At 56.3% G+C, this 22,683-nt stretch carries 14 protein-coding genes; 4 read left to right on the top strand and 10 right to left on the bottom strand.

Features of this window, described 5'->3' with window-relative positions; all coding sequences use genetic code 11:
* Positions 1-33 precede the first annotated feature (33 nt).
* From M4951_RS12710 to M4951_RS12700, 3 genes are all read right to left on the bottom strand, one after another.
* Entirely contained in the window at positions 34-1,191 is a 1,158-nt protein-coding gene (locus tag M4951_RS12710; RefSeq protein WP_262026851.1) for an efflux RND transporter periplasmic adaptor subunit, read from the bottom strand.
* A 66-nt stretch (positions 1,192-1,257) separates the two neighbouring features.
* Complete coding sequence (locus M4951_RS12705) at positions 1,258-1,845, bottom strand: TetR/AcrR family transcriptional regulator (protein WP_262026850.1); 588 nt, start codon at positions 1,843-1,845, stop codon at positions 1,258-1,260.
* Between the two features lie 101 nt (positions 1,846-1,946).
* Positions 1,947-6,914 (bottom strand): PVC-type heme-binding CxxCH protein, encoded by a 4,968-nt coding sequence (locus M4951_RS12700; protein WP_262026849.1) that lies wholly within the window; start codon positions 6,912-6,914, stop codon positions 1,947-1,949.
* 300 nt (positions 6,915-7,214) lie between these two features.
* Here M4951_RS12700 and M4951_RS12695 point away from each other — a divergent pair, with 300 nt between their 5' ends.
* A complete protein-coding gene (locus M4951_RS12695; protein ID WP_262026848.1) occupies positions 7,215-8,717 on the top strand; it encodes an AlkA N-terminal domain-containing protein in 1,503 nt (500 codons plus the stop codon).
* The gene (locus tag M4951_RS12690) at positions 8,701-9,219 is read left to right on the top strand and encodes a methylated-DNA--[protein]-cysteine S-methyltransferase (protein WP_262026847.1); all 519 of its coding nucleotides are present in this window, start codon (positions 8,701-8,703) and stop codon (positions 9,217-9,219) included. The genes M4951_RS12695 and M4951_RS12690 overlap by 17 nt, the downstream gene beginning before the upstream one ends.
* An 18-nt stretch (positions 9,220-9,237) precedes the next feature.
* Here the strand turns inward: M4951_RS12690 and M4951_RS12685 are convergent, their stop codons facing one another.
* Positions 9,238-10,407: a XylR family transcriptional regulator gene (locus tag M4951_RS12685; RefSeq protein ID WP_262026846.1), complete on the bottom strand. Its 1,170-nt coding sequence runs from the start codon at positions 10,405-10,407 to the stop codon at positions 9,238-9,240.
* Positions 10,408-10,664: 257 nt separating this feature from the next.
* Here M4951_RS12685 and M4951_RS12680 point away from each other — a divergent pair, with 257 nt between their 5' ends.
* Together M4951_RS12680 and M4951_RS12675 are read left to right on the top strand one after the other, a co-directional pair.
* Positions 10,665-11,816 carry a sialidase family protein gene (locus M4951_RS12680; RefSeq protein WP_262026845.1) on the top strand — a complete coding sequence of 384 codons (1,152 nt, stop codon included), beginning with the start codon at positions 10,665-10,667 and terminating at the stop codon, positions 11,814-11,816.
* 58 nt (positions 11,817-11,874) lie between these two features.
* Positions 11,875-12,846 (top strand): dihydrodipicolinate synthase family protein, encoded by a 972-nt coding sequence (locus M4951_RS12675; protein WP_262026844.1) that lies wholly within the window; start codon positions 11,875-11,877, stop codon positions 12,844-12,846.
* Between the two features lie 9 nt (positions 12,847-12,855).
* Here M4951_RS12675 and M4951_RS12670 read toward each other — a convergent pair whose 3' ends face one another.
* From M4951_RS12670 to M4951_RS12645, 6 genes are all read right to left on the bottom strand, one after another.
* Positions 12,856-14,319, bottom strand: coding sequence for a DUF1501 domain-containing protein (locus M4951_RS12670; RefSeq protein ID WP_262026843.1), 1,464 nt, complete (start codon positions 14,317-14,319; stop codon positions 12,856-12,858).
* 15 nt (positions 14,320-14,334) lie between these two features.
* Entirely contained in the window at positions 14,335-16,788 is a 2,454-nt protein-coding gene (locus M4951_RS12665; RefSeq protein ID WP_262026842.1) for a PSD1 and planctomycete cytochrome C domain-containing protein, read from the bottom strand.
* 93 nt (positions 16,789-16,881) lie between these two features.
* Complete coding sequence (locus M4951_RS12660) at positions 16,882-18,273, bottom strand: condensation domain-containing protein (protein ID WP_262026841.1); 1,392 nt, start codon at positions 18,271-18,273, stop codon at positions 16,882-16,884.
* Positions 18,274-18,302: 29 nt separating this feature from the next.
* The gene (locus tag M4951_RS12655) at positions 18,303-19,784 is read right to left on the bottom strand and encodes a class I adenylate-forming enzyme family protein (protein ID WP_262026840.1); all 1,482 of its coding nucleotides are present in this window, start codon (positions 19,782-19,784) and stop codon (positions 18,303-18,305) included.
* A complete protein-coding gene (locus M4951_RS12650; RefSeq protein ID WP_262026839.1) occupies positions 19,769-21,112 on the bottom strand; it encodes an aspartate aminotransferase family protein in 1,344 nt (447 codons plus the stop codon). Before M4951_RS12650 ends, M4951_RS12655 begins: the two co-directional genes overlap by 16 nt.
* Before the next feature lie 40 nt (positions 21,113-21,152).
* The gene (locus M4951_RS12645; RefSeq protein WP_262026838.1) at positions 21,153-22,649 is read right to left on the bottom strand and encodes an SDR family oxidoreductase; all 1,497 of its coding nucleotides are present in this window, start codon (positions 22,647-22,649) and stop codon (positions 21,153-21,155) included.
* Between the last annotated feature and the right edge of the window lie 34 nt (positions 22,650-22,683).

Raw genomic sequence — 22,683 nt, 5'->3', positions numbered from 1 at the left:
CAAGTATTCTCAATTTGTCGCAACAATCGCCGACTAGCGCGGTTGTCGATCCAATTGCACTTCGGCTTGCAGTGCTGGGGCCGACACTTTGGTTACGGCGAGCGGCGTTCCCGGCAACAGACGTTCGTTCCCTTCAATGATGACCATATCGCCGGGTGTTAAACCGGGCGCGTCAATCACAACCCAATGACCGGTTTCAAACTTCACCTGAATCGGCTGACGAACGGCGGTCGTTCCTTCGTCGCCGGCCACCGCTTTGTAGATAAACGTGGAGCCGCCTGAGCGGACGACGGCGTCTTTGGGAATGGTCAGGTCGTCTTGTTCTGGACCGATCGGCAGCCACGCGTCGACCGACATTCCAGGCGAAAGTTCTGACTCTGGATCGGCGAGCGTCAGCACGAACTGGAACGTGCGCGTACGGGGATGAACTTCGTTGACCCGCTTGGCCGAGGCGGCGATAAATTGCTTGTCGCTGCCGACAATCTTCACCGCCGATTGATTCGCATATTGACTGAGCACGCCGGCGTAGCGCTCTGGAATTTCGAGCCAGGCTTCGATTTGACCGGTCGAGACTAACGTGACGAACGGTTCGCCCGCTTTGATCCATTCGCCCGGCTGGGCAAGACGTTCGATCACTTGCGCGTCATAGGGCGCTCGGACGGTGGTGTCGTCTAACCGAACCTGAAACAGTTCGAGCTGACTTTTGATTTCGTCGATGCGACGTTGATCGGTCGCCAGACGAGCTTCGGCGACCGCGACTTCGGTCTCGTTATGTTCGTGTTGCTGCTGCGAAATCGCGTTGCGTCCGACCAGGCTATGCGAACGCTCCAGGTCGAGCTTCGTCTGCCGTAGTTCCGCTTCGCGCTGGGTGACCAGCGCTTGAGCGGTCATTAGACCGGCTTGCAGCTCGCCATGCTGCGCTTCGAGTCGGCGCGAGTCGACCACGGCGATGACGTCCCCTCGTTTGACGGCGGCGCCTTCGCGTACCGTCACTTCTAAAACGCGACCATCTTCCAGCGCGGCGACTTTGCCGCGCGAGATCGCCCGCAGACTGCCGGTAAAGCGATGGTGGGGTTGAACTTTACGTAGCTCGACCGGGACGGCGCGTACCGAAACCGGCGGCATTTGCGCCCCAACCGGCGTCGCGCTCGAAGCGATTGCGGCGAGTAGGAGGATCGTAAAGCGATACATTGCGTTATCTCCAGTTGTCCAGTAGACCAGTCGTCTCAGTTTGGATGCAGCAAAAAGTGAGAGGTTTCACGTTCGCGGCGGAATTAATACTTCAAACACGAAATGGAGGAATTCGTCGATCGGTGCGATGTCGTTATTGACCTGCACGCGGATCAAAACGCCCTCGAACGACGAGATCATGAAGTCAGACAGCGCTTCGGCGTCTTGGTTCGGATCGATTTCGCCGGATGATTGTCCTTCACGGATACATTGGGCAATGATCGAGCGCCATTGATCCCATCCGCAGCGGACGGCCGATTGCATGGGACCACTCAGGGTGCCGATCTCCAGCGCCAACTTAGAAATCAAACATTCTCGTCGAAAACCGACTGATAGCAGATGCTCACGCGCCCATTCGTAATAGGCGCGTAGTCGCTGAACGGGCGTCTTCGTTCGATCCGACAACCGCTGGCGCAGTGCTTGGATGTTTTCGTCGACCGACTTCTCGATGATGGCGATCCCCAACTCCTCCTTCGACTTAAAAAAGTGATAGAAGGAGCCTTTCGGCACGCCAGCCTCTTTGAGAATCTCATTTAATCCGGCGCCGTTATAGCTTTTGGCGACCATCGCCTCGCAGCCGGCTTCGATGATGTTTTGTTTCGTTTCCGAAGACATCGTGTACCCTTTCTCTCCCGACTAGGTGAGCGTCTACATAGTAGACCAGTCGTCTCTAGTGGGCAATTGGTAATATCCGCACAGTTTGTCGCGGCGACCGACTACTTCTTTGGAAGGGGAGACTTTAAGAATTCGAGCAGATTGGCCATTTGCGTCACATTGATCTCTTTCTCCAAACCCTCTGGCATCAACGACTTGTCGCTGGTTTGAAAGAGATCAATTTCGCTGCGGGGCGCTTCCTGCAACTTCCCATCGGCCAACTGCAATACGATCGATTCCGAGGATTGGCTAGCGACTACCCCGATATAAGATTGCCCGCCGAGGGTCAAAATCTGACTCGCGGCGTAGCGCGGCTCAACCTTACCGCTTGGATTCAGAATATCGTACATGATCGCTTCCCGAGACCGATTTAGCGAGTCGGCCAGATCCGGGCCAACGCTGCGACCAGACTCTTCGGTCGGTACATGGCACTTCGCGCAGTTCTTCAAAAAGACTTCGCGACCAGCGACCGCGCTGCCGATGGTGCGGGGAGCTTCACTGTATTGCGCTAATACCGCATCGCGATCGGTCGACGCCGCTTTTCCGAACAGTTGTGCAGCCGACGCTCGAATCGATTCGATTCGATGTTCATGCAATGCGCGTTGTTGATCCAAGCTCACTGCCGACGCAGCAATTGTTCCCGATTTGATGGCGCTCAACAGGCTTTCGGCGCCCAATTGGCTTTTTAGCAAGTGAGCCAGAGCGGCGGCGTGCGACTGTGGCTCCATCTCAGCCCAGGCCGAAAGCAGCACCTGGGCGCGCTTCTCGTTCAATGCGCTTCCCATCGCATCGATCGCAGCCAACTGCACTTGCGGGGGAAACCGAGGATGGAGCAAGTCGGCGAAGAATTCATCTTTGGCGGTCGAGAATCGCGCGACCAGCAAGATCGCTTCTCGTCGATCCTGCAGCGGCGCCGCGTCATCCAGGGCGACGTCAGCTAACTGATCGGTCAATCCTTCCCACTTGGCGCCGCTTTGCTTCAACAGCGCTTCCAACTTTCGGTTGTTGTTGATTCCTTCGGCCAGGCCAGCCAACAAGACGATCTGTCGATGCGACGCAGCGCCGGTCAGCGCCAGTTGCACCAGGGCGGCCGTTTCTTGTTCGTCTTTGCGAGCGCCGACCACTTTCGCCAACCGCTTTTGCATCGCGTCAGCGGCGGCGCTATCGGCCAGTTTCGCCAAAATTTCGCCGCTGCAAGTTTCGGTCGCCGTCATGATTGCATCCGCAAAGTTGGCGTCAGCGCCATCGCTGGCTGTCAGTTTCGCCAACGCATCGACACGGCGCGGATCGGCGGTCGTTCCCAACGCCAGCGCCAATTGATAACGGACGTACGGATCTTTGTCGCTCGCCAGCGGCAGCGCAGCGGCCAACAATTGCGGTTGGTCGCCCCATTGGCGACTCGCCAATTCAACCGCGGCGGCGCGAACGTGCGGGTTCTCGTCGGTCAGCGCCGCCGTGATTAACGGCGCCTTCAATTGACCAATGCCGGCCAAGGTCCAGATCGCGTGCAGTCGGGCCAGTGGAAATTTGCTGTCGTGAAACATTTTTTCGATCTCCGGCGCTGCGTCAGCAACTTGGCCTTCCACTAACAACTGTTGCGCCTCTCGACGTCTCCAACCATTGGTGTCGGCCAACATGGCGACCAGATCTTCGTTCGATTTAGGGGGCGAATAAGTGCGAAGCGACGGTGTGCCGTCAGCGACGATGCGCCAGATACGGCCGCGATCATCACCGGCGCGCCAATCGAGCTGCGCAGCGATCTCCGGCGGCAGAAATTTTGGGTGTTCGACCCACAAGCGATACATGTCAGCTAGATAAAGCGCTCCGTCGGGAGCATTCGCCAAACTGGCCGGACGAAACCAGGTATCGGTCGACGCTAGAAAGTCGGCGTCTTCCCGTGCTCGCGTCGAGGTCAAGCGAGCACCATCGCGTTTGACAATCGCACGCGTCACCAAGTGCCCGATCGGCTCGCAAGCGAAGACGCTGTTTTCCATCGCGGCGCCCAGCGCATCGCCCACATAGGCGGTCGTACCGCATGCCGACGTGTGCGTACCTGCGTGCGAGAGCCAATTGCTCTTCATCGCAACCAGCGGAAAGACCTTCGAATCACCGCCAGACGGCGCAACGTCATATTGCTGGGTGTAAATCGGCGAGAAGCGATTTCGACGCGCTTCTTCGTAAGTCATCGGCGCGGCGATGATCGGATTGCGGTTGGTGCTGAACAGGCGATCGCCCCAAGCGGTGATCGTATTGCCAAACTGACCGGTTCCTGCCGCCGGACCAAACTCGCGGGTCAGCGGATCAAACCAAAACTCGGTGCGCGGCATCGCGAAAGGTTCAGCATCGCTGGTTCCTTGCGTGATCTTACCAACGCCGTAGTTCAGATAGATTTTGTTGTCGAGTCCCCAGCGCGGATTACCGATCTGCATTTGCGGGTGCGCCGGCAGAAATCCGTCGAACAGCACTTCTCGCGACTCGGCCACGCCGTCGTCATCGGCGTCTGTGAGCAGCAAGACTTGGGTCTGGGCACAGGCCAAAACTCCGCCGGCATACGGCATCAAACTGTGACAAAAGGTCAAGTGATCCGCAAAGAGGGTTCGCTTGTCCATCTGGCCATCGCCGTTGGTATCTTCCAACAGTACGATCCGCGATAGCGGCGGCGCCTTTTCGTCGGCCGGTCCAATCGGGTAGTCGCTATACTCGGCGACAAACATCCGACCGCGGGCGTCAAATGCAATCGCCACCGGATCCATCACTACCGGTTCGGCTGCGACCAATTCGATTTTGTAGCCGGGCTCTATCTTGAATGCGGCGAGTTGCTCCTCGGGCGATTTCGGACCCGGCGTCTTTTCGTCGATCCAATGTCTCCCTCCTTTGGACTTATCCTCTTCGCTCAGCGGCGCTGCTTGCGCCGAATCGGAAGCTTTCGCGGTTCCATCAGCGGCAAGCGACGCGATCTCTGTCGCGTTTAGCGCCCGGTCGAACAAAGCGATCTCGTCTAAACGGCCTTCCCAGTTCGACTGATTATCGCTGCGTCCGCCTAGGAAGGTGTCGTCGATTGAGCCAATCTTCGCCGCGTCGGCCGTAATCTCCAACTTGCCATCCAGGTAGACCTGCATTTCTCCGTCGGTGCGAACCAACGTGACGTTATTCCAGATCCAACGCTCGATCGGCGTCTTGCCGAACAGCTGCTTGTCGCCCAGTTGCAGCACCAATCGTCCGACATGGTCTCCTTTGCCGGCGATTCCCAAATGAACGCCGTCGGCGGTGACGCTATCGGCTTGGTCACGAGAAAACATCCAACCGGCGATCGGTCGGGCTTCCAAATTCAGTCCGTTCCAGCACCAGATGCTGACGCTGTAGTCTTCCTTCAATTCCGGCGTGCGTGTCACAATGCGTCCGTCGGCAAAGTGAGCGGCTCGATTGATTTCGGTCGCGGTCGAAAAGGCGGGACCATCCGCTCCATTCAGGTAAAAGACAACTCCCTCCTCAAAGGTCGCGTCGCGGAAGTGAGGAGAAGCGTCTACCGCGGTCGGCCCTTCCATCTCATCCAACGGATAGTGACGCGCCGGTTTCAGTTCGGCGATCACCTTCGCCATCTTGCTATGCGGAGGAGTCGCTTCGCGGCGCGGTTTGCCGGTGACTTCTTCCAGCATTTTCAGGTCAGCCGCGACGATTTTTGGTTCGGCCGTTACCTCCAAGCCGGCCGAGCGGGCCGCCCAAGTATTGTATCCGCCGAGCACATGCTGTTCTGGCGGCGGAATATAGCCGTCGCCGCCGTTGGCCAGTTCGATGACAAACGTTTTCTCAAACGGGCTGCGCGCTTTCAGTTTCAGACCGGTCAACGCATAGGTTTCGTTGGGGGTCGTCGTGATCGCGATATCACCGATTCGGATGGCCTGGAGCACGATTTCGGTCGACTGTCTCTCGTGCAAAATTGGTTGCTCGCGAGCGTAAACTTCTGCAGGAGTTTTCGGTCCTCGATCTCCCATCGCTTCGATCACGCCGTTGGCCCAGGTCAAACGTTCTTGACTGGGGACGCGATAGTTGAGACGCATCCGCGTTTCGGCCATCGCAATCGTTGCGTCGCTTTGATATTCAATGTCGGCCAAAGCACGATCGGTCCGATCGACCATTCCTTCGACGAACCCTTCAAACGTTTGATTGGTGCCGGCGCGATAATCGACGCGCCAGATATCGCCGCTGCAGCCATGCGACATCACCGCCACAAATGGCGGTTTATCGTCACTCTTTTGATCTAGCTTCGCTTCAAGTGCGCGGCAATAGTCGCCAAAGTAGTCGGAAGCGCCCCCGCCGCCGAAATAGTGCATCGAGAAGTTCGCCAACATCGCAATTGGGCGACCTTCCAGCGACTGAAACGAGATGATCGCCAGCTCTGGATCTTCGGGGCCCGATTCGCCCGTGACGTTAAGAAGGTTGTTCTTGGCCGTGTGCATGCTGGCACGAACCGACTTGTTGCCGAACGGATCATCCCGCATTTGATCGGGACCCAAAATCCAGCGCCGCAGCGCCGTAAACTCGTTCGCATCAGCCGTACCATACCCAACCTTGGCTGGGGCCAAATTGCGCTGCGCGGTAATGATCGCTTCGGCCAACTTGATTCGCAAGTAAGGGGTGTAAGTCTCGTCCGCATCGGTCCCGAGTGCGCCCATTGATGAAGGCGCGGAATGGGTATGCGTCGCCGACATCAAGATCCGATCCACCGGAATCTTCGTCCGCTCCGACGCAAGCTGTTTGGCGCCGTCGATCAAATCCTTGGGCAACATGCAACTGTCGGTCACGACGATCGCAAGTTGCTCTTTTCCGTCGCTCACGACAATCGCACGGGCGAAGATATTTTTGGGTGAGCCGGTACGGCTATAGAAGCTGCCGTTAATCAACACCGGAAATTGCTCCGGCGTCACATCGATCGCGGCCGCGCCAACTTGAAACTGGGCCATCGCATTGGAAACGAAGACAAGTGAAATAACGGCGACAAACGCGATTAGGAGACTGCGCAGCGGCTGCATTAGATTGATTCCGGTAGGACTGGCCTCGGGCGGGGAATGTGAGGCGTGATTGAGGGTAGGTGGGTGTCTGCTGAGATTTTATATTCTTCTCCGATCGTCTACATGATATCTCGTTCCATGGATAATTGCCAATAGTTCCTTTTCGCGTTCGATTTTTTCTCTGCGAACACGTTGAAATGTCCTGTTTTCCCTTCTTCTTGGTAAAAGAATTCTCCCCGCAATACTCAAGCGACGTCGATCACGACCATGATGTCCGAAAACCGCGAGACGCTTCTTACGGCATTTTCTATATTGAGAGACATGGAACTCAACCGCCAAGCTTGTTACCGAGCCTTGCTCGCACGCGACGATCGCCATGATGGGCGTTTTTTCACGTGCGTGAAAACAACTCGCATCTATTGTCGCCCCGTTTGTCCGGCACGTCCCCCCAAATTAGAGAACTGTGAATTTGTTCCCTCGGCGGCGGCGGCTCAAGAAGCAGGGTTTCGCCCTTGTCTTCGCTGTCACCCAGAGAGATCACCCAGCTTAGGGGGCAGCGGCAGCACCTCGTCGATCGTATCGCGCGCACTGCGTTGGATTGATGACGGCGCTTTGGACGATGAAAATGTCGCTTCTGTGGCGGAACGTTTGGGGATCGGCGAGCGCCAACTGCGCCGCCTGTTTCAGCAACACCTTGGCGCATCACCGATCGCGGTCGCACAGACGCGCCGCGTTTTGCTCGCACTGCAACTAATCCAACAAACCGATCTGTCGATGGTCGAAGTAGCGCTGGCCAGCGGGTTTCAAAGCGTGCGTCGATTTAACGAGACATTTCAAAAACTGTATGATCGCCCGCCGGTGCAGTTGCGCCGCTTGCGTCGTCAATCGGCGGCGCCAACCTCACAACTGTCGCTGCTTCTTCCCTATCGCAAACCGTATGATTGGCCCAGTATTCTGAATTTCTTCGCGGTCCGCGCAATTCCGGGTCTGGAGCATGTTACGGAACATGCTTACTCACGCACCATTGAAATCGACGGAGCCGTCGGCGCATTGCAAGTTCGCGATTCGCCCGAGCATTCGTCGTTGTTGGCGGTAATTCAATTTCCCCTGCTAAAAAGCTTGCCGCAAATCATCTCACGGGTACGTCGGATGTTTGATCTGAACGCCGATATCGGCGCCATCTCGGGGGCGCTCGCCCAAGATCGGGTACTCGCGCCGTTGGTTCAAGCGAGACCAGGATTGCGCATTCCTGGCGCATGGGACGGTTTCGAGATCGCCGTCCGCGCTATCCTGGGACAGCAGATCACGGTGCAAGCCGCCCGCAAATTGGCTAGCAAGTTGGTCGCTCAACTCGGATCTCCGCTGGATGACGCTGCATTGCCGCTGGAATTAACGCACCGATTTCCTGCGGCTGAACGCTTTCAGCAGGACGAAGTAGAAAAGTTGGGAATGCCGCGTGCCCGAGCGGCGGCAATCGCACATTTGGCCGCAAAGTATCACGCTGATCCCCGTTTTTTTGAGTCTATCGGCGAGTTGGAGAACGCTGCCGAAGAACTGTGTGCGTTGCCCGGCATCGGCAAATGGACCGCCCAGTACATCGCGATGCGAGTGCTGCGTGAAAGCGACGCGTTTCTAGCCGCGGATGTCGCGCTGCAACGCGTCATGGCGATTGATGGGGTGCGCCCAACCGCCAAACAGTTACTATCACATGCCGAAAATTGGCGCCCCTGGCGCGCTTATGCCGTGATGCATCTTTGGACCAGCGATTCGACGAATGCAAAAGCCAAGAAGGAAAAGGAAATCTCGCATGCCGTTCTCAATTAGTCATCAAGATTCGCCGCTCGGATCGCTGCGAATCGTTACTGATGAGCAAGAAAATCTGCGTGCCCTCGATTTTCATGACTACGAATCACGCCTGCATACGCTGCTGACACGCCACTATGGCGCGTACGAATTGAAGGAAGCGTCAACTCCCGCGAAAATCAGGAATGCATTGACCCATTACTTTGCCGGCGACTTGTTGGCGATAGAAGATCTATCGATCTGCACCGGAGGCACGCCGTTTCAATGCGCCATTTGGCAGGCGCTTCGATCGATTCCCGCTAGCGTGACAATGAGCTACGGCGAACTTGCTCGTCAAGTTGGCAAACCTAACGCATCACGAGCTGTCGGCCTGGCCAATGGGGCGAATCCAATCGCGATTGTCGTTCCATGCCATCGCATTATCGGCGCCTCCGGAGCATTAACCGGATACGGCGGCGGATTACCGCGCAAACGTTGGCTGCTGGATCATGAGCAAAAACATGCGGCGATTTGCACCACCTAGAACCGTCGCTTGATCTGATTAAGTCACCGTTCCTTGCGTACGAAACTGCTTCGGCGTCATCCCGACGCTTTGGCGAAAGACACGGCAAAGGTTTTGCGACGTTTCAAAACCGGTCGCCTTCGCAATGTTGACGATCTTCTCGTGCGTTTGCAGCAGCATCTTTTTGGCGTGCAGCAGTCGGATGTGGCGGAGTTCTTCCATCGGTGGGCGAATGTAGTTCTCACGAAACGCTTTCTCTAGACCGCTACGGCTCATCGCGACCGCTCGAAAAACGTCGACCATGTTGATCGGCAGATGGGCGTTTTCTTGCATAAAACGGAGCGCGGCGGCGACCTGCGGATGTGGGACCGCCATGCTATCGGTGCTGCGACGTTCGACGACGCGGCTAGGTGCGATATAAATCGTCTCGCTCGGTCCCTTTTCTCCGGCCATCAGACGAGAGAGCAGGGCGGCGCCTTCGTAGCCGACTTGCTCTAGATTGTTGTCAATGCTCGACAACGGCGTTTGCAGGCAGTCGCAAATTGTCTCGGTATTGTCCACGCCGAGGACCGAAATCTCGTCTGGCACCAGCGCGCCGATCGCCATCGCCGCTTCGATGATCTCCACCGCTTCGATATCCCGTGGCGCGAAAACCGCTAGCGGCTTGGGTAGCTCAGCCAGACATTGCACGAGCCAACGATGCCGTTGTTGTCGCGTATCAGATCGGCGGCCACGTTGCATTTGCCAAGACAAGATCTCGCAACGGCGATCGTATTGCGCCAGTTCGGCCGCAAAAGCATCGCGCCGGCGTTGACTGACTCCCAGTTCCCAACGATGCACAAATGCGAAATGGCGAAACCCGCGTTCAAGAAAATGGAGCGCCGCCATTTTGCCGATCGCGACATTGTCCATCGTGACGCGAGCCAGGGGAATTTCGGTCCGACTTTCGGATAGATCGACCATTGGTACGTCAAACCGCCGTAGCGATCGCCAGATTTCTTGCTGGGCGCCTAGCAGCGTGATGACCCCGTCTCCTTGCCAATCGCGCGGAACGAGATCGTCAAAATCGAACGTGACATGCCAATGGTGATCGCGGGCAAACCGCGCTACGCCCCGATGGATCTCGGAATAGTACCAGCCGAGCGCCAGCAAGACGTGGGTCGCTGTTGTTCGAGGACGACTCCAATCACCGGCAGTTGGAGTGGGCATACGGGGCGTTTCCAGATTTTTTAGGGGTGTGCCTATCTATCCTACCGGAAAAAGTAGTGAAAACGATAACTTTTTTCAGCAACATTTGCATGTTCACTAAGAAAAATCCACTACCATTGATCTTTAATTAGGGAGGCGTTCGCCAAATAACGTCGGTCCTATCGTTCACGGACTCTCCATTTCCACGTTCAATCACAGCGTTCGGCTCACTGCTCCCGCCAGCCAATTTCATTCCGATTTAAAAGTAAGATCATCCGATGAAACGTTCTCTCGAAATCCTACTTTTCGTGCTGTTAACCATCGTGACCAGCAGCGGAATTCTCTCTGCTGGCGAGTTGCACGAAAGCGTGGTCTACCAGTCTGGCGCTGGCGGCTATCATACCTATCGAATTCCATCGGTGATCGTCGCCCAAGATAGAACGGTGTTGGCCTTTATCGAAGCTCGCAAGAACAATGGGGCAGATACCGGAGACATTGACCTGATGCTCCGTCGCTCGAAAGATAATGGCGCGACCTGGAGCGACGCCGAAGTAATCTGGGATGACGAAGAGAACGTCTGCGGCAATCCTTGTCCGGTGGTCGATCAGTCGACCGGTAAGATTTGGTTGCTGCTGACGTGGAACTCTGGCAAAACGCCTGAAGGGAAGATTCAACCTGGTTGGGGCCAAGACTCGCGCCGCGTCTTCGTCGCTTCGTCAGATGACCATGGTCAAACTTGGACCAAGCCTGCCGAAATCACCACCGACGTGAAAAACAAAGAGTGGACCTGGTATGCGACCGGTCCCGGCGCCGGAATTCAAATGCAACATGGCCCGCACGCAGGTCGACTGGTAATTCCATGCGATCACAAGTGGCCCACCGGCGGCCAGGTAAAATTTGGATCGCACGTGATTTACTCCGACGATCATGGTAAAACCTGGAAACGGGGTGGATCAGCGCCAGGCTATAAGGTCAACGAATGCGAAGTGGTTGAACTAGCGAACGGCAATCTGTTGTTGAACATGCGAAACTACGATCGCAAGCAGACAACGCGTCAGGTATGCGTCAGTAAAGATGGCGGCGAAACCTGGACCGATCAAAAGTTCGACCCGGCGCTAATCGAACCGATTTGCCAGGCGAGCATACGCCGCTATCGTTGGCCGAGCGCCGACAAGTCGGGAGTGGTGCTCTTCTCCAATCCAAGCAACGCCAAAGGTCGGACAAAAATGACGGTTCGCGCTAGTTTCGATGACTGCGAAACCTGGCCAGTCGAGCGACGGTTATTTGACGGCAGCAGCGCCTATTCTTCGCTGACCGTACTTCCCAACGGAGAGATCGGTTGTTTGTATGAGCGAGAAAATTACAAGCAGGTCGTGTTTGCTCGTTTCGATTTGGATTGGCTGACCAACAGCAAGATCGCCAATCAGTAACGTCTAGCTTCGTCGTTCTTCACGGATTCCTTACCTCCAACTTATTGCGTGAAAACTCGTGATTCAGCCTTCCTATGGTCATCTACGCGGCCTTATCGCTGCTACATTTACCCCGTTTCATGCCGACGGCAAAATTGACGACGCCAGTGTAGCGCCGATGGTTGACTATCTGATCGACCAGCAAATTCACGGGCTCTACGTTCTGGGTAGCACCGGTGAAGGAATTTCGCTGTCCAATCCTGAGCGGCAGACCGTCGCCGAAGCGTTCGTTACGGCGGCAAGCGGTCGGATCCCGGTGATCGTTCAGGTTGGTAACGAGAGCCTAGTCGCTGCAAAAGAACTTGCACGGCACGCCCAACAAATTGGGGCCGACGCCGTCTCGGCAGTCAGTCCGGTTTACTTTAAGCCCGATTCGATAGAAACATTGGTCGATTCAATGGCGCAAATCGCAGCTGGCGCTCCTGATTTGCCGTTCTATTACTATCACATTCCGACAACGACCGGACTTACATTCTCACCACTGGATTTTCTGCAACGCGCGATCGAAACCATTCCCAATCTACGCGGGATCAAGTTTACGTCGGCGGCCGTCCAGGAGTATCAGTCCTGCATCGAATATGCCGGCGATGACTACGAAGTTCTGTGGGGTCTCGATGAGATGTTGCTGTCTGGCCTGGCCGCTGGAGGAAATGCCGCAGTCGGCAGCACCTACAATTTTGCGCCGGCCGTGTATCACAACATCTTAAAAGCGTTCGATGACCGCAATCTAGAAGAAGCTCGGATGTGGCAATCGCGCTCGCAACAGTTGGTGCGGACATTCATTCCATTTGGTCCTCGCGCCGCGCAAAAAGCGATCATGGCGATGATCGGACAAGACTGCGGCCCGAGCCGCTTGCCGATTCGCTCACTCACCTCCGAAGCGTACGCCCAGCTACGTCACGAGTTGGAAGAAATCGGCTTCTTCCAATGGTCAGGCTTACCGACGCTTCCGCCGGAAGAGTCAATCGCCGCCGATTCCGCTTCGGTGTAGATCTCTCGACTAGGTGAAAAGGTCCGTCACCGGTTTCCCTTTGCCATCTTGCGTGACATAGAAAGGGCGTCCTTCGACATGAAATCCGGTGCGCGGGCTGATCCCCATCGCGGTCATGATGGTCGCATGCAAGTCCATCACGCTCACCGGGTTCTTGGTCGCGATCAGAGGACGTTCGTCGGCGGTTTCACCATAGACAAAACCACGCTTCACGCCGCCGCCAAACATCACCACGCTCGTGCCGCCGGTAAAATGGCGGTGGAGCCCATAGTGCTTCATTTCGGTTACGTTGTCGACTTTGAAAGTCGTCTGATCGTTGGCGTTCGACCCTGGTTTTCCTTCCATGATCGCGTCCCGGCTAAACTCGGAAGCGACAACCACTAGCGTCCGATCGAGCAATCCGCGCTGCTCCAGATCAAGCACTAATTGAGCGATTGGACGATCGATCTCTTGCTGCATGCGCGCGACCGTCTCGTGTCCGTTGGCATGCGTATCCCAATGCAAAAACGGTACATACTCGGTAGTCACCTCCACAAATCGGGCGCCAGACTCGACCAGTCGTCGGGCCAGCAAACATCCGCGTCCGAAGCGGCCGGTATCATACTGCTCGCGTACTTTTTGCGGCTCCAACGAGAGATCAAACGCATTGCGATCTTTGGAGCTGAGCAAGCGATAGGCGTTATCGAGCGATCGAAGCATCGACTCTTGTTGGTAGTCGCTCATATAGTCGCGTTGCGGCGTTTGATCGACGAGTTTGCGAAACAGGCGATCGCGATTGGCGAAACGCTCGGCGTTCATTCCCTGCGGCGGACGCACCGCAGCGGCCGCTTCTTCTGGGAACGGCAAATTCATCGGGCCGAATTCGCTGCCAAAGAACCCGGCGGTGGTGAACGCTTTCAGCTCTTCCTTTTCGCCGACTCCTTCCAGCCGCTGGCCAATGTTAATGAACGGGGGCATCACCGGATTGTTGGGGCCCAAAACCTTCGCCATCCAAGCGCCAATATGGGGACAAGCGACCGTTTGCGGCGGGACATATCCGGTATGCCAATGATACTGATGCCGCGAGTGTAAAATGCTGCCCAAGTCAGGTTGTACGGCTGAGCGAATCAACGTGGCCCGGTCCATCACCTGCGCAATATTCTCGAGTCCTTTGCAGATCTTTAGCCCATCCACGTTGGTGTCGATCGCCGGAAATGTGCTAAGCATGCTGTCGACCGAGATTCCTTTTTCGAACGGCGCGTACTTCTTCGGATCAAACGTTTCGGGCGCCGCCATCCCGCCGGCCAGCCAAAGCAAGATGCAGGCATCCGCCTTAGGTTTTGGTTGTTGGATCGCGGCCTCTTCTGAAGCGGAGACCAACTGCGGTACGCCGCTCATCCAAGCCGCAGCGCTTGCCGCTGAAAGCTGTTGGAGAAAATCGCGGCGGATGGTTGCGCGATCTTGACGCGTGGAATCGTTGTTCATCTCAGACATGATTTTCGTTGGCAGTTAACGGATGATCATAAATTCGGGAAGCATTAGCACCGTCCAAAGCATGTCCTGTACGCTCTGAGCGTCCGGCTTCTCGGCGATAGCCTCGGCGAAGATCGCTTGCTCCTGATCCGTCGCTGGTCGCGACAACAGCGAAAGGAAGACGTGATTGACCAGCTCTTGGGGATTTTCCCAATCGTGGCTGAGCAGTTTTTTCGCTCCACGCGACAAAGCGTCATCGAATGCTGGCCCATTGGCCAGACTGATCGCTTCTAACGTCGTTAATTCATTCGGACGGGTCGAGACAACCTGGTCCCGATTCGGTCTTCCTAGCGCCCGCATTAAGAAGTCTCCTTTTAGCAGCGCGGCTCGCACCATGGGAGTGCGGCCGGTCAGCGAAATTTTCGCTGTGTCTTCTACGTTGGATGTCCAAACCGCTAGCGTCGGCACGATCACAACTGGTTGCGGCTGCTTAGCCCAGGCGGACAGCGACTGCTTCATGACCTCTGCTTTTTTGGGAGCCGGCGTCCAATTCCACGACTCGTCGGAAGCGATGGTCGTCGACTCGCCGTTGATCAGATCGATCTTCGCTTGAAAGAAGAGACCTGCCGGATTGGCTCCAGCGCCGGCGTTTTTCGCGATCACCACCAATTCGTTTGGCCCCTTTTTCAGATAGGGAGTCAATGCAACCGATTTGACCTCGGTCCAAACATCGCCTGCGGCGACTTCGCGTCGGTTGACGAACAATTGAAACTCGTTGTCGCAAGTGATCGCAGCAACCGCCGATTCAATGGAATCGTTCAGCTGAAACTGACGCATCAAAGCGATCGTTTCGCCTGCTGGGGGGATCTTTCCTGCAGCGGCGGAATCTCCCCAGATCCAGTGCGCCTGGAGTTCCACAACGGCCGACTCCGGATTGTCGTTTTCCATCCGGCTGACTTTCGCGTCCATCGTGATCGGCGCGGCGTTGGACAAGCGCCAGACGGTGTCGACAAATTGCTCCGCGGTCATTCGTTTGGCCTGCGGACCGCGATAGACGTACTCGCCGTCGCCGTTCTCGTCCGTGATGACTTCGGTCTGCGACTGATAGGCGTGACTGGTCGCAATCAACCGCAGCACTTGTTTCAAATCATAATTTTGATCAACCAGAGAGACCGCCAGATAGTCGAGCAAATCTTCGTTCCATGGACGCGACTGCATCGAATCGAGCGGATGCACGACGCCGCGTCCCATCAGTCGTTGCCAGAGTCGATTGACGATCGTTCGCGAGAATCGTCCATTTTCGGGGGCCGTCATTAGCTTTGCGAGTTGACGCAATCGCTCCGGCTGATCGGCGGCGGCGTCAATTTCGCCCAGTTCAGGAAACAACCAGGCGGCCTTCGCCATCTCTCCGGTCGGTTTGTCGCAGCGGTGAAGTTCTAGCGGTTGATCCGCATAGATCGCCGCTAGTCCATACGCATTCGACAGTTTCCAGTGATCAACAAAACTGTTGTGACACGATGCACACTTCATATTAATGCCCAACAACGACTGCGACACGTTTTGCGAAAATTGGATCGCTGTCGTTTGTCCGGCGCTGACTTCGCCGCGCCATTGGATGCCGTCAATAAAGCCGCGACTTGCCGCCGTGGGAGGCGCGATCAACTCGCGCGTGAACTGGTCAAACGGTTTGTTCTCACGGAGCGAATCGTAGAGCCAGCCGGTAATCTGCGTACGACCACCGGTGATGAATCCAGTCCCGTCGTAGTCATTGCGAAGCAAGTCATTCCAAAAGCTCAGCCAATGATCGGCATAGTCGATGTCACGAGCCAACAAAGCGTCGATCGCGCGGGTTCGTTTGTCGGCCGAGTTATCAGCAAGAAATGCTTGCAGTTCTTCGATGGTCGGCGGCAACCCGATCAGGTCGAGAGAAATCCGTCGCAGGAACGCTGCGTCTGCCAGCGGTTCTGGCTGTGGAATCTGGTTGCTGGTCAGATAGGCGTCGATAATTCGATCGATCGGGTTATCACGTCCGGCGACCACCGGGGGAAGTTCGGGACGACGAGGAAGCAGCGGCGGTTCATAGAATTTGTCGCCGAAAGTAAAACCTGCTTCCCACGGCATGTCGGCCGCTACCCACTGGCGCAGCAAGGCTATCTCTTCTGGGGAGACGCGCGGGCGATCCTTCGGAGGCATTTGCATCTCTGGATCGTCTGACACGATCAGTTCCAGAAAGTAAGATCCGTCGATATCGCCAGGGATCGCCATGCCGTCGTCCAAAAACGACGTCCGATCATTGATCGAAAATCCCCCTTCCGCCTTGCCGGCGGCATGGCAAGTCGAGCAATTCTTGCGGAGAATCGGCACAATCTGATGAGCAAAGTCGATCGCTTCACTCTTCTCCGCTGCATCCAGAGCGCCGACGAAAATCGAGAGCGCGCCGAACGCAATCAGCACACGCAGATAGACAAGTGGAACGCACGGCTTGTTCATACGGAGGGCAATTTTAGGCGGGGGAAAGTGGCTCGCAATCGGCTCCATTATAGCGGAACATTGCGCTGCATCACCAACCTAAAAGATGGCTGTTTACCGGGCCAATTCGGCCGTCTGCGTTACTTTTTGAGCGAACAGCGCCAGTAGATGCTCCGATTCTTCCCGTGTGAAAAAGAACGGATCTTGCTTGAGCGTCAAAAATAGTTTGTCCGCAGTCGTCGTCACGCTAAAAGCGCCGGCAGTGCGGGGACGCACCGGAGGCACGCCGATCAAGCAATCGTAGACAACGTTGCCAGCGACCAATCCACCGTTGGCCATCGGCAGCTTGGTGGCGAAACGGCGCCAAGAATTGCCGAAGTTGGTCAACACGGCGGTCGCGAAACAAAACTTGCCGTTCACGATCCAGGGTTGCGCTCCGACTGATTGGATTCCAGCCAGTCCACCAATAAAATACCGCGACAAGCGATCCGAGCGAATCACGCCGGTCTCCCAGGCCAACGACTTTCGCAGCTCGTCGGGCATTTTGCACAGTTCGCCGCGACGCGTCAAAAAGGCGAACCCCACATCGTTGGTCGTCGGCATTGCGTTATCGCCGCGGCCACGCAAATTTTGCGGCATCAAGACGCGCAGCTGTCGACGGCGGATGGGAAAACCCTGCGCCTCGATTTGCTCATGCAGCGTCATGAATAGATCACGCAAGAGCAGATCGTTCAGGGTTACTTTCGACTCTGACGAGAATCGTCGCAGCGCGACCGTCGTCTCGTGCGACAACGATTGCGTGACAAATCCGTTTTGTTGGCGTTGCGCATCCGTCGCAATCGATGGTAATCCGCTTGTGAGCGGCAGCGGTCGTTCCGCAAAAAATCGAAATGCGCTGGCGACGCCGCTCGCTACATCTCGCAGTCCTTGCGTCCAAGTTGGATTCTCAAGAGCCGAATTGCATCGATCCAATAAGCGTTCCGGTTCCAGTTTGCGCGGCGTTACCGGCTTGGCCCCAGGCGTCGCGTTGTTGTAGCCAGCCAAAAAATCTTCGATAAAAGCAAACGCGCCAACTCCATCGGCGCAAGCATGATGAAAGTGAAACATGATCGACGATCGTTCACTGCCGCTGCGAACGTAGATGCGAAGTCCTACATTCTGGCGAAGGTCAATCAGGTCGTCGTAACAAGTTTCATGCGCGTCGCCATATTCGCCCCAATCGACTTCAGGACGAAGATCGGTCAGACGCCAGAGATCGCCCCGCTTTTTGTCGTGTTCAATGACGCTGCGAAAGATCGGGGCGCGGCTCAGAGCGAACTCAAACGCTTCTTCAAAGGGGGCGCGCTCAATGGTCCCTTGGAAGCGCGCCTCGGCGTCGCACATCATGGGGTATTGCGGCCGACCATCGGCGAACATGAACTTCTCTACCGGTGAGAGAGGCAGAGGGAAGAGTTTGTTCAACGATGTGTTGAATTCCGTTTGCGGAACGTCAGCGACTTGCGACATCGGCAAGCTCCCGGCTGTTAGGCCTATCACTAAGGAAGTCGATCGCGAACGATCTTGCCGGCGGGCGAACGCGGCAACGCATCCACCAATGCGATCGCCTGCGGACGTTTGTAGTAAACCAAATGCTCTTCGCAATAGGCGCGGATGGCTAACTCATCTACGCCGGGTTCGACCGCGATCGCCGCTTTGACGATCTCGGCTTGAGAGGCCAAGCGACTGCCGTAAACTTTGACTTCGCGGACGCCTGGCATCGCGGCGATCGTTTCTTCGACTTCGCAGGGAACCACTTTTAGTCCCAAGACGTTAATCATCTCGCCGGTACGCCCACGCAAATGAATCACGCCGTCGCCGGCGATTCTCGCTAGGTCGCCTGTCTCAAACCAACCGTCAGCGTCCCACGGGTGAATGATCGCGCCATGCTCATCAAGATAGCCGGCCATCATCGAGCTGCTTTGAATGTGCAGCTTGCCAACGCCGAGCTCCATTCCCAGATCTTCGGCGTCCGTAGGAGCGCGAACGCAAACTTTGACGCCGTTCATGGGAGGGCCGACCCGACCATCGACATCTTGTCCATCGGCCGTGGTCGCCACCGATATTCCGCCGGTTTCGGTCGTTCCATAAAGCGGACAGACGGTGACGCCGGTCTTCTTGCGAAACTGGACTGCCGAGCGACGCGGCATCATCGATCCGGCGGTCAACAGCCAACGTAACCGACCAAAATCAATCGAACCGCCAAACAGCAACATATCAATATGCGCCGGGACCATCGGCAGCAGGGTCACCGGATAGTCGCGCAGGACGTCGGCCAGCTTTTTCATGCTGAAATTGGCGGTCGTCACGATGCTGGCGCCAGAGAGCAGCGGCGTCATCACGGTCAAACCATAGCCATACGCGTGGCTCATCGGCGGAATTGCGAAGAGGCAATCATCTTCGCAAATCGCCATCGTTTCGGCGTAGTGCCGAGCTTCTTCCATCGCCGCAAAACCGGGTCGAAGTGCGATCTTTGGCAGGCCAGTCGAACCCGAGGTCGGATGAAGCGGAACTCCACGCAGTTCTGGACCGGGGACGCTCGTCGGTTCGGAAAACGCGCCCCACAACAGATTCCAACCGTCAAGCGGTTGCAGTTGTTGTTGGTGCGAAAGGACCGTAGCCGCTTGCGAATCGCCGCCATAACTGGCGAGCCACTTCACGCCGAACCGTTTGGAATAGCGAGCCAACTCGGCTGGCGGCGTCATGACATGCACAAGCAACGGAGAAGCCTCGCAAGCCAACAGCGCCGCCAGCGCCGCCGGAAAGAGAGGACCATTGCCGATCGTCACCAGGACGCGATCGCCGGAAGCCAAGCCTTGTCGGCGAAACTCGCCGATCAAGGCCACGCGAGCGCGTGCAAATTCGTCCGCCGAAATGACGCGCTGCGCATCAAGATCGATAATGCTGCCGCGATAGTTCTCGACAGCATCCAGGATTGGCGCCGCACTCCAAATCGTGTCGGAAATTACCGGACCAGACACTGTCGGGCTCCATCTTCCCAACGCTCCAAAACCTCGTCGATGTCGGCTGAAGTATGAGCGGTTGACAGGAACATCGGTTCGAATTCATTCGGATGGAAGTAAACTCCACTGCGCTGCATCTGGTGTTGGAACTGGATGTAGCGTTCGAAGTCGCAATGACGTCGAACATCGCGGTAGTTGTACAGCCCTTCGACATCGGTCTTGGTGATCAAACCGGCCAACAACGGGCCTAAGTGATGAACATGGTGCGGGACGCCAAGACGATTGTAGATATCGTCGATACCGCCGGCCAATTGATCACCGAGAGCATGCAAGTTGGCGTAGATGTTTTCTTTGTCGGCCAGAACGGTGTCGAGCACCGCTTCGGCGGCCGACATCACAACCGCATTTCCTGAGAAGACGCCGCCGTGGAAGAGCGGGCCATTGGTAATGCAGCTCATAATCTCAGCCGAAGCGCCAAACGATCCTACGGGATAGCCGCCGCCCATCGCTTTCGAAACGACGGTGATATCGGGCGAAACGAGATAGTGCTCTTGGGCGCCGCCTGCGGCGACTCGCATGCCGGTGATCACTTCGTCGAAGATTAGCAGACCACCGCGATCATGGATCATTTCGCGAGCTGTGGCCAAGTAACCATCGCGCGGAAGCAACAAGCCGGCGTTACCCGAGATCGGCTCCATGATCACCGCAGCGGCGTCGTCGCCATGCTCTTCCAAGCAACGCTGCAGCGCGTCGAGATCGTTCCATTGGCAAGTGATCACGTCATCCAAGGCGTCAGTCATGCCGGTAGTGCCTGGGATCGCGGGACCATAACCGCACTCTGGCAACATCTCCAGCGGAGCGTGGTACTTGGTGAAGACCGCTTCGCTCCAACCGTGATAGTGACCTTCAAACATAATCAGCTTACGTTTGCCGGTGTAGGTCCGGGCCAAACGAATCGCTGAAGCGCAGGCTTCGGTCCCCGAATTGGCGAATCGCAGCAGTTCAATGCACGGAAACAGTTGTTTCAACTTTTCGGCGACCCGAATCGTCACTTCGGTCGGAAAACCAAGCTGACTCCCCTGTTCCGAAATCTGACGATACACGGCTTCGATCACTTGCTTGGGCCGATGGCCCAACAGCAGCGGCCCATAAGCCATGTTTAAGTCGATGTACTCATTGCCGTCGATATCCCACAGTCGGCTCCCTTCGCCGCGGTCAGCGACAAGAGGAATGTGATAGGGCAGAACTCGCATCGTACTGCTGTCGCCGCCCGCGATGCTCTTGCGACCGCGTTCCAGCGTTTTCGCACTAAGAGCCGCTCCGCTTGAATCCGTTTTGGAAATCATTCCCGTCATGGCGTTACCCCCGTTCATTGCTTTGTGTCTTTCAATTGGCGCAGTTGTTAGTGGTGTTGGAGCGGGTCAAAGAGGCAAGATCGTGAAAACAACGAGCGAGCTGTTCGGAACTTGCCGCATGACCAGTCGTCACGAGACGACCCGATTGCAATGCCGATTCCCAAGAGAGCTCTCCGCGCGTTAATCGCGTAAACGTGTCGCTGTTTAAATAGCAGGTGGGACTGTCGCCATTTTGCAAACCCGACCCAACGCCGACCAACCGCCCATGATCTACGATCATGTGCCATTGTCCGCCGCCGCTGCCGCTAATCTGCAAACTGACGTACCGACGGTCGCTGGATCCATTCGTGAGCCCGTTGGCGCTAGCCAGCCAAGGAGCCAAGTTTTCAGCGACCGGAAACTTAATTTTGGCCGACGCTTCGCGCGGCCAACCGAAATTCTTTTCAAGTGCGAAGGTGATCAAACGGTCCATCATCGCGTCATCCACGGCAGGGCAAGGCAAATTTGGCAAAGCTTGCTCGGTGCGCGTCGAATCAAACGCAGGATCGTCGCTCCAGTATGATTGGTAAACGCCCATTTGCTCGCGGAACGTATCACCAATTTCATCAATGGAGATATTTTTATTGCCGGAGGACGGTTCATCCGGACGTGCCAACTTAATGACCATCGATGCAACCGCCGACAACATGTCGGCCACGGTTGCAGGATTGGGATTCGTGAAGTGATACGTCTCACCATGCAGTTCGGGACGTGCGATCACCTCGGTCATCGCCGTCGAAACCCAGTCCACAGGAACTAAGTTCTTTCGTTCCGATCCATCCAACTGCAACGCAGCCAGCAGATCGCATTGAATGAACACTTCCCATGGCAATGAGGTCACCAAAGCGTGAATCAATCGCAGCGGCGTGTAAAACCCGTGATACGAAACCGTAAACCCAGTCTCCGCATCTCCCACGATAATCGAAGGACGATGCACGGTAAGCACATCCAGGAAATCCGCGGCGCGAACTTCTTTCTCAGCCGTTAATTTGCTTGATTCGTAGTCGTTGCTGGGCTCTTGTCCAACGTCGACTTCCTCTTCGCGGATCACATCACGACGCTTTCCGCAGACATAGGCGGTCGAAACATGATGCAATTTGCGAATCCCGGCGTCGCGGCATAAGCCCAGCATATGACGCGTCCCCAAGATATTGCTGCGCCACGGTTCTCCTTCTTCGTCATCGGCGTAAAACGTCAGCGATGCGGCGGAGTGGACCATCGTGTCGCAATATTCAGCGACCCATGTTTGGTCGGCGGTCGAAAGTCCCAAACCGGGTTGGGTGATATCTCCTTCCAAGACGACAGGGCGAACGAGCGCTCGACCGAGCTCCGCTTCCCAATACGCCATCGCGGTCTCAATCCGTTGCGCCGCCGATTCAAATCGAGATCGGCGCACGACAACCGCCAACGGCACGTCGGCCAAGGTCAGATCTCGAATTAAGTACCGGCCAAGCAATCCTGTTGCGCCGGTTAACAAGTGATACTTCATACGGAAAATATTGCCTTGCAATTACGTCTTGATC

It is taken from the genome of Blastopirellula sp. J2-11 (genome assembly GCF_024584705.1).
Taxonomy (GTDB): domain Bacteria; phylum Planctomycetota; class Planctomycetia; order Pirellulales; family Pirellulaceae; genus Blastopirellula.
This window is presented reverse-complemented; position numbering and strand designations above follow the sequence as displayed.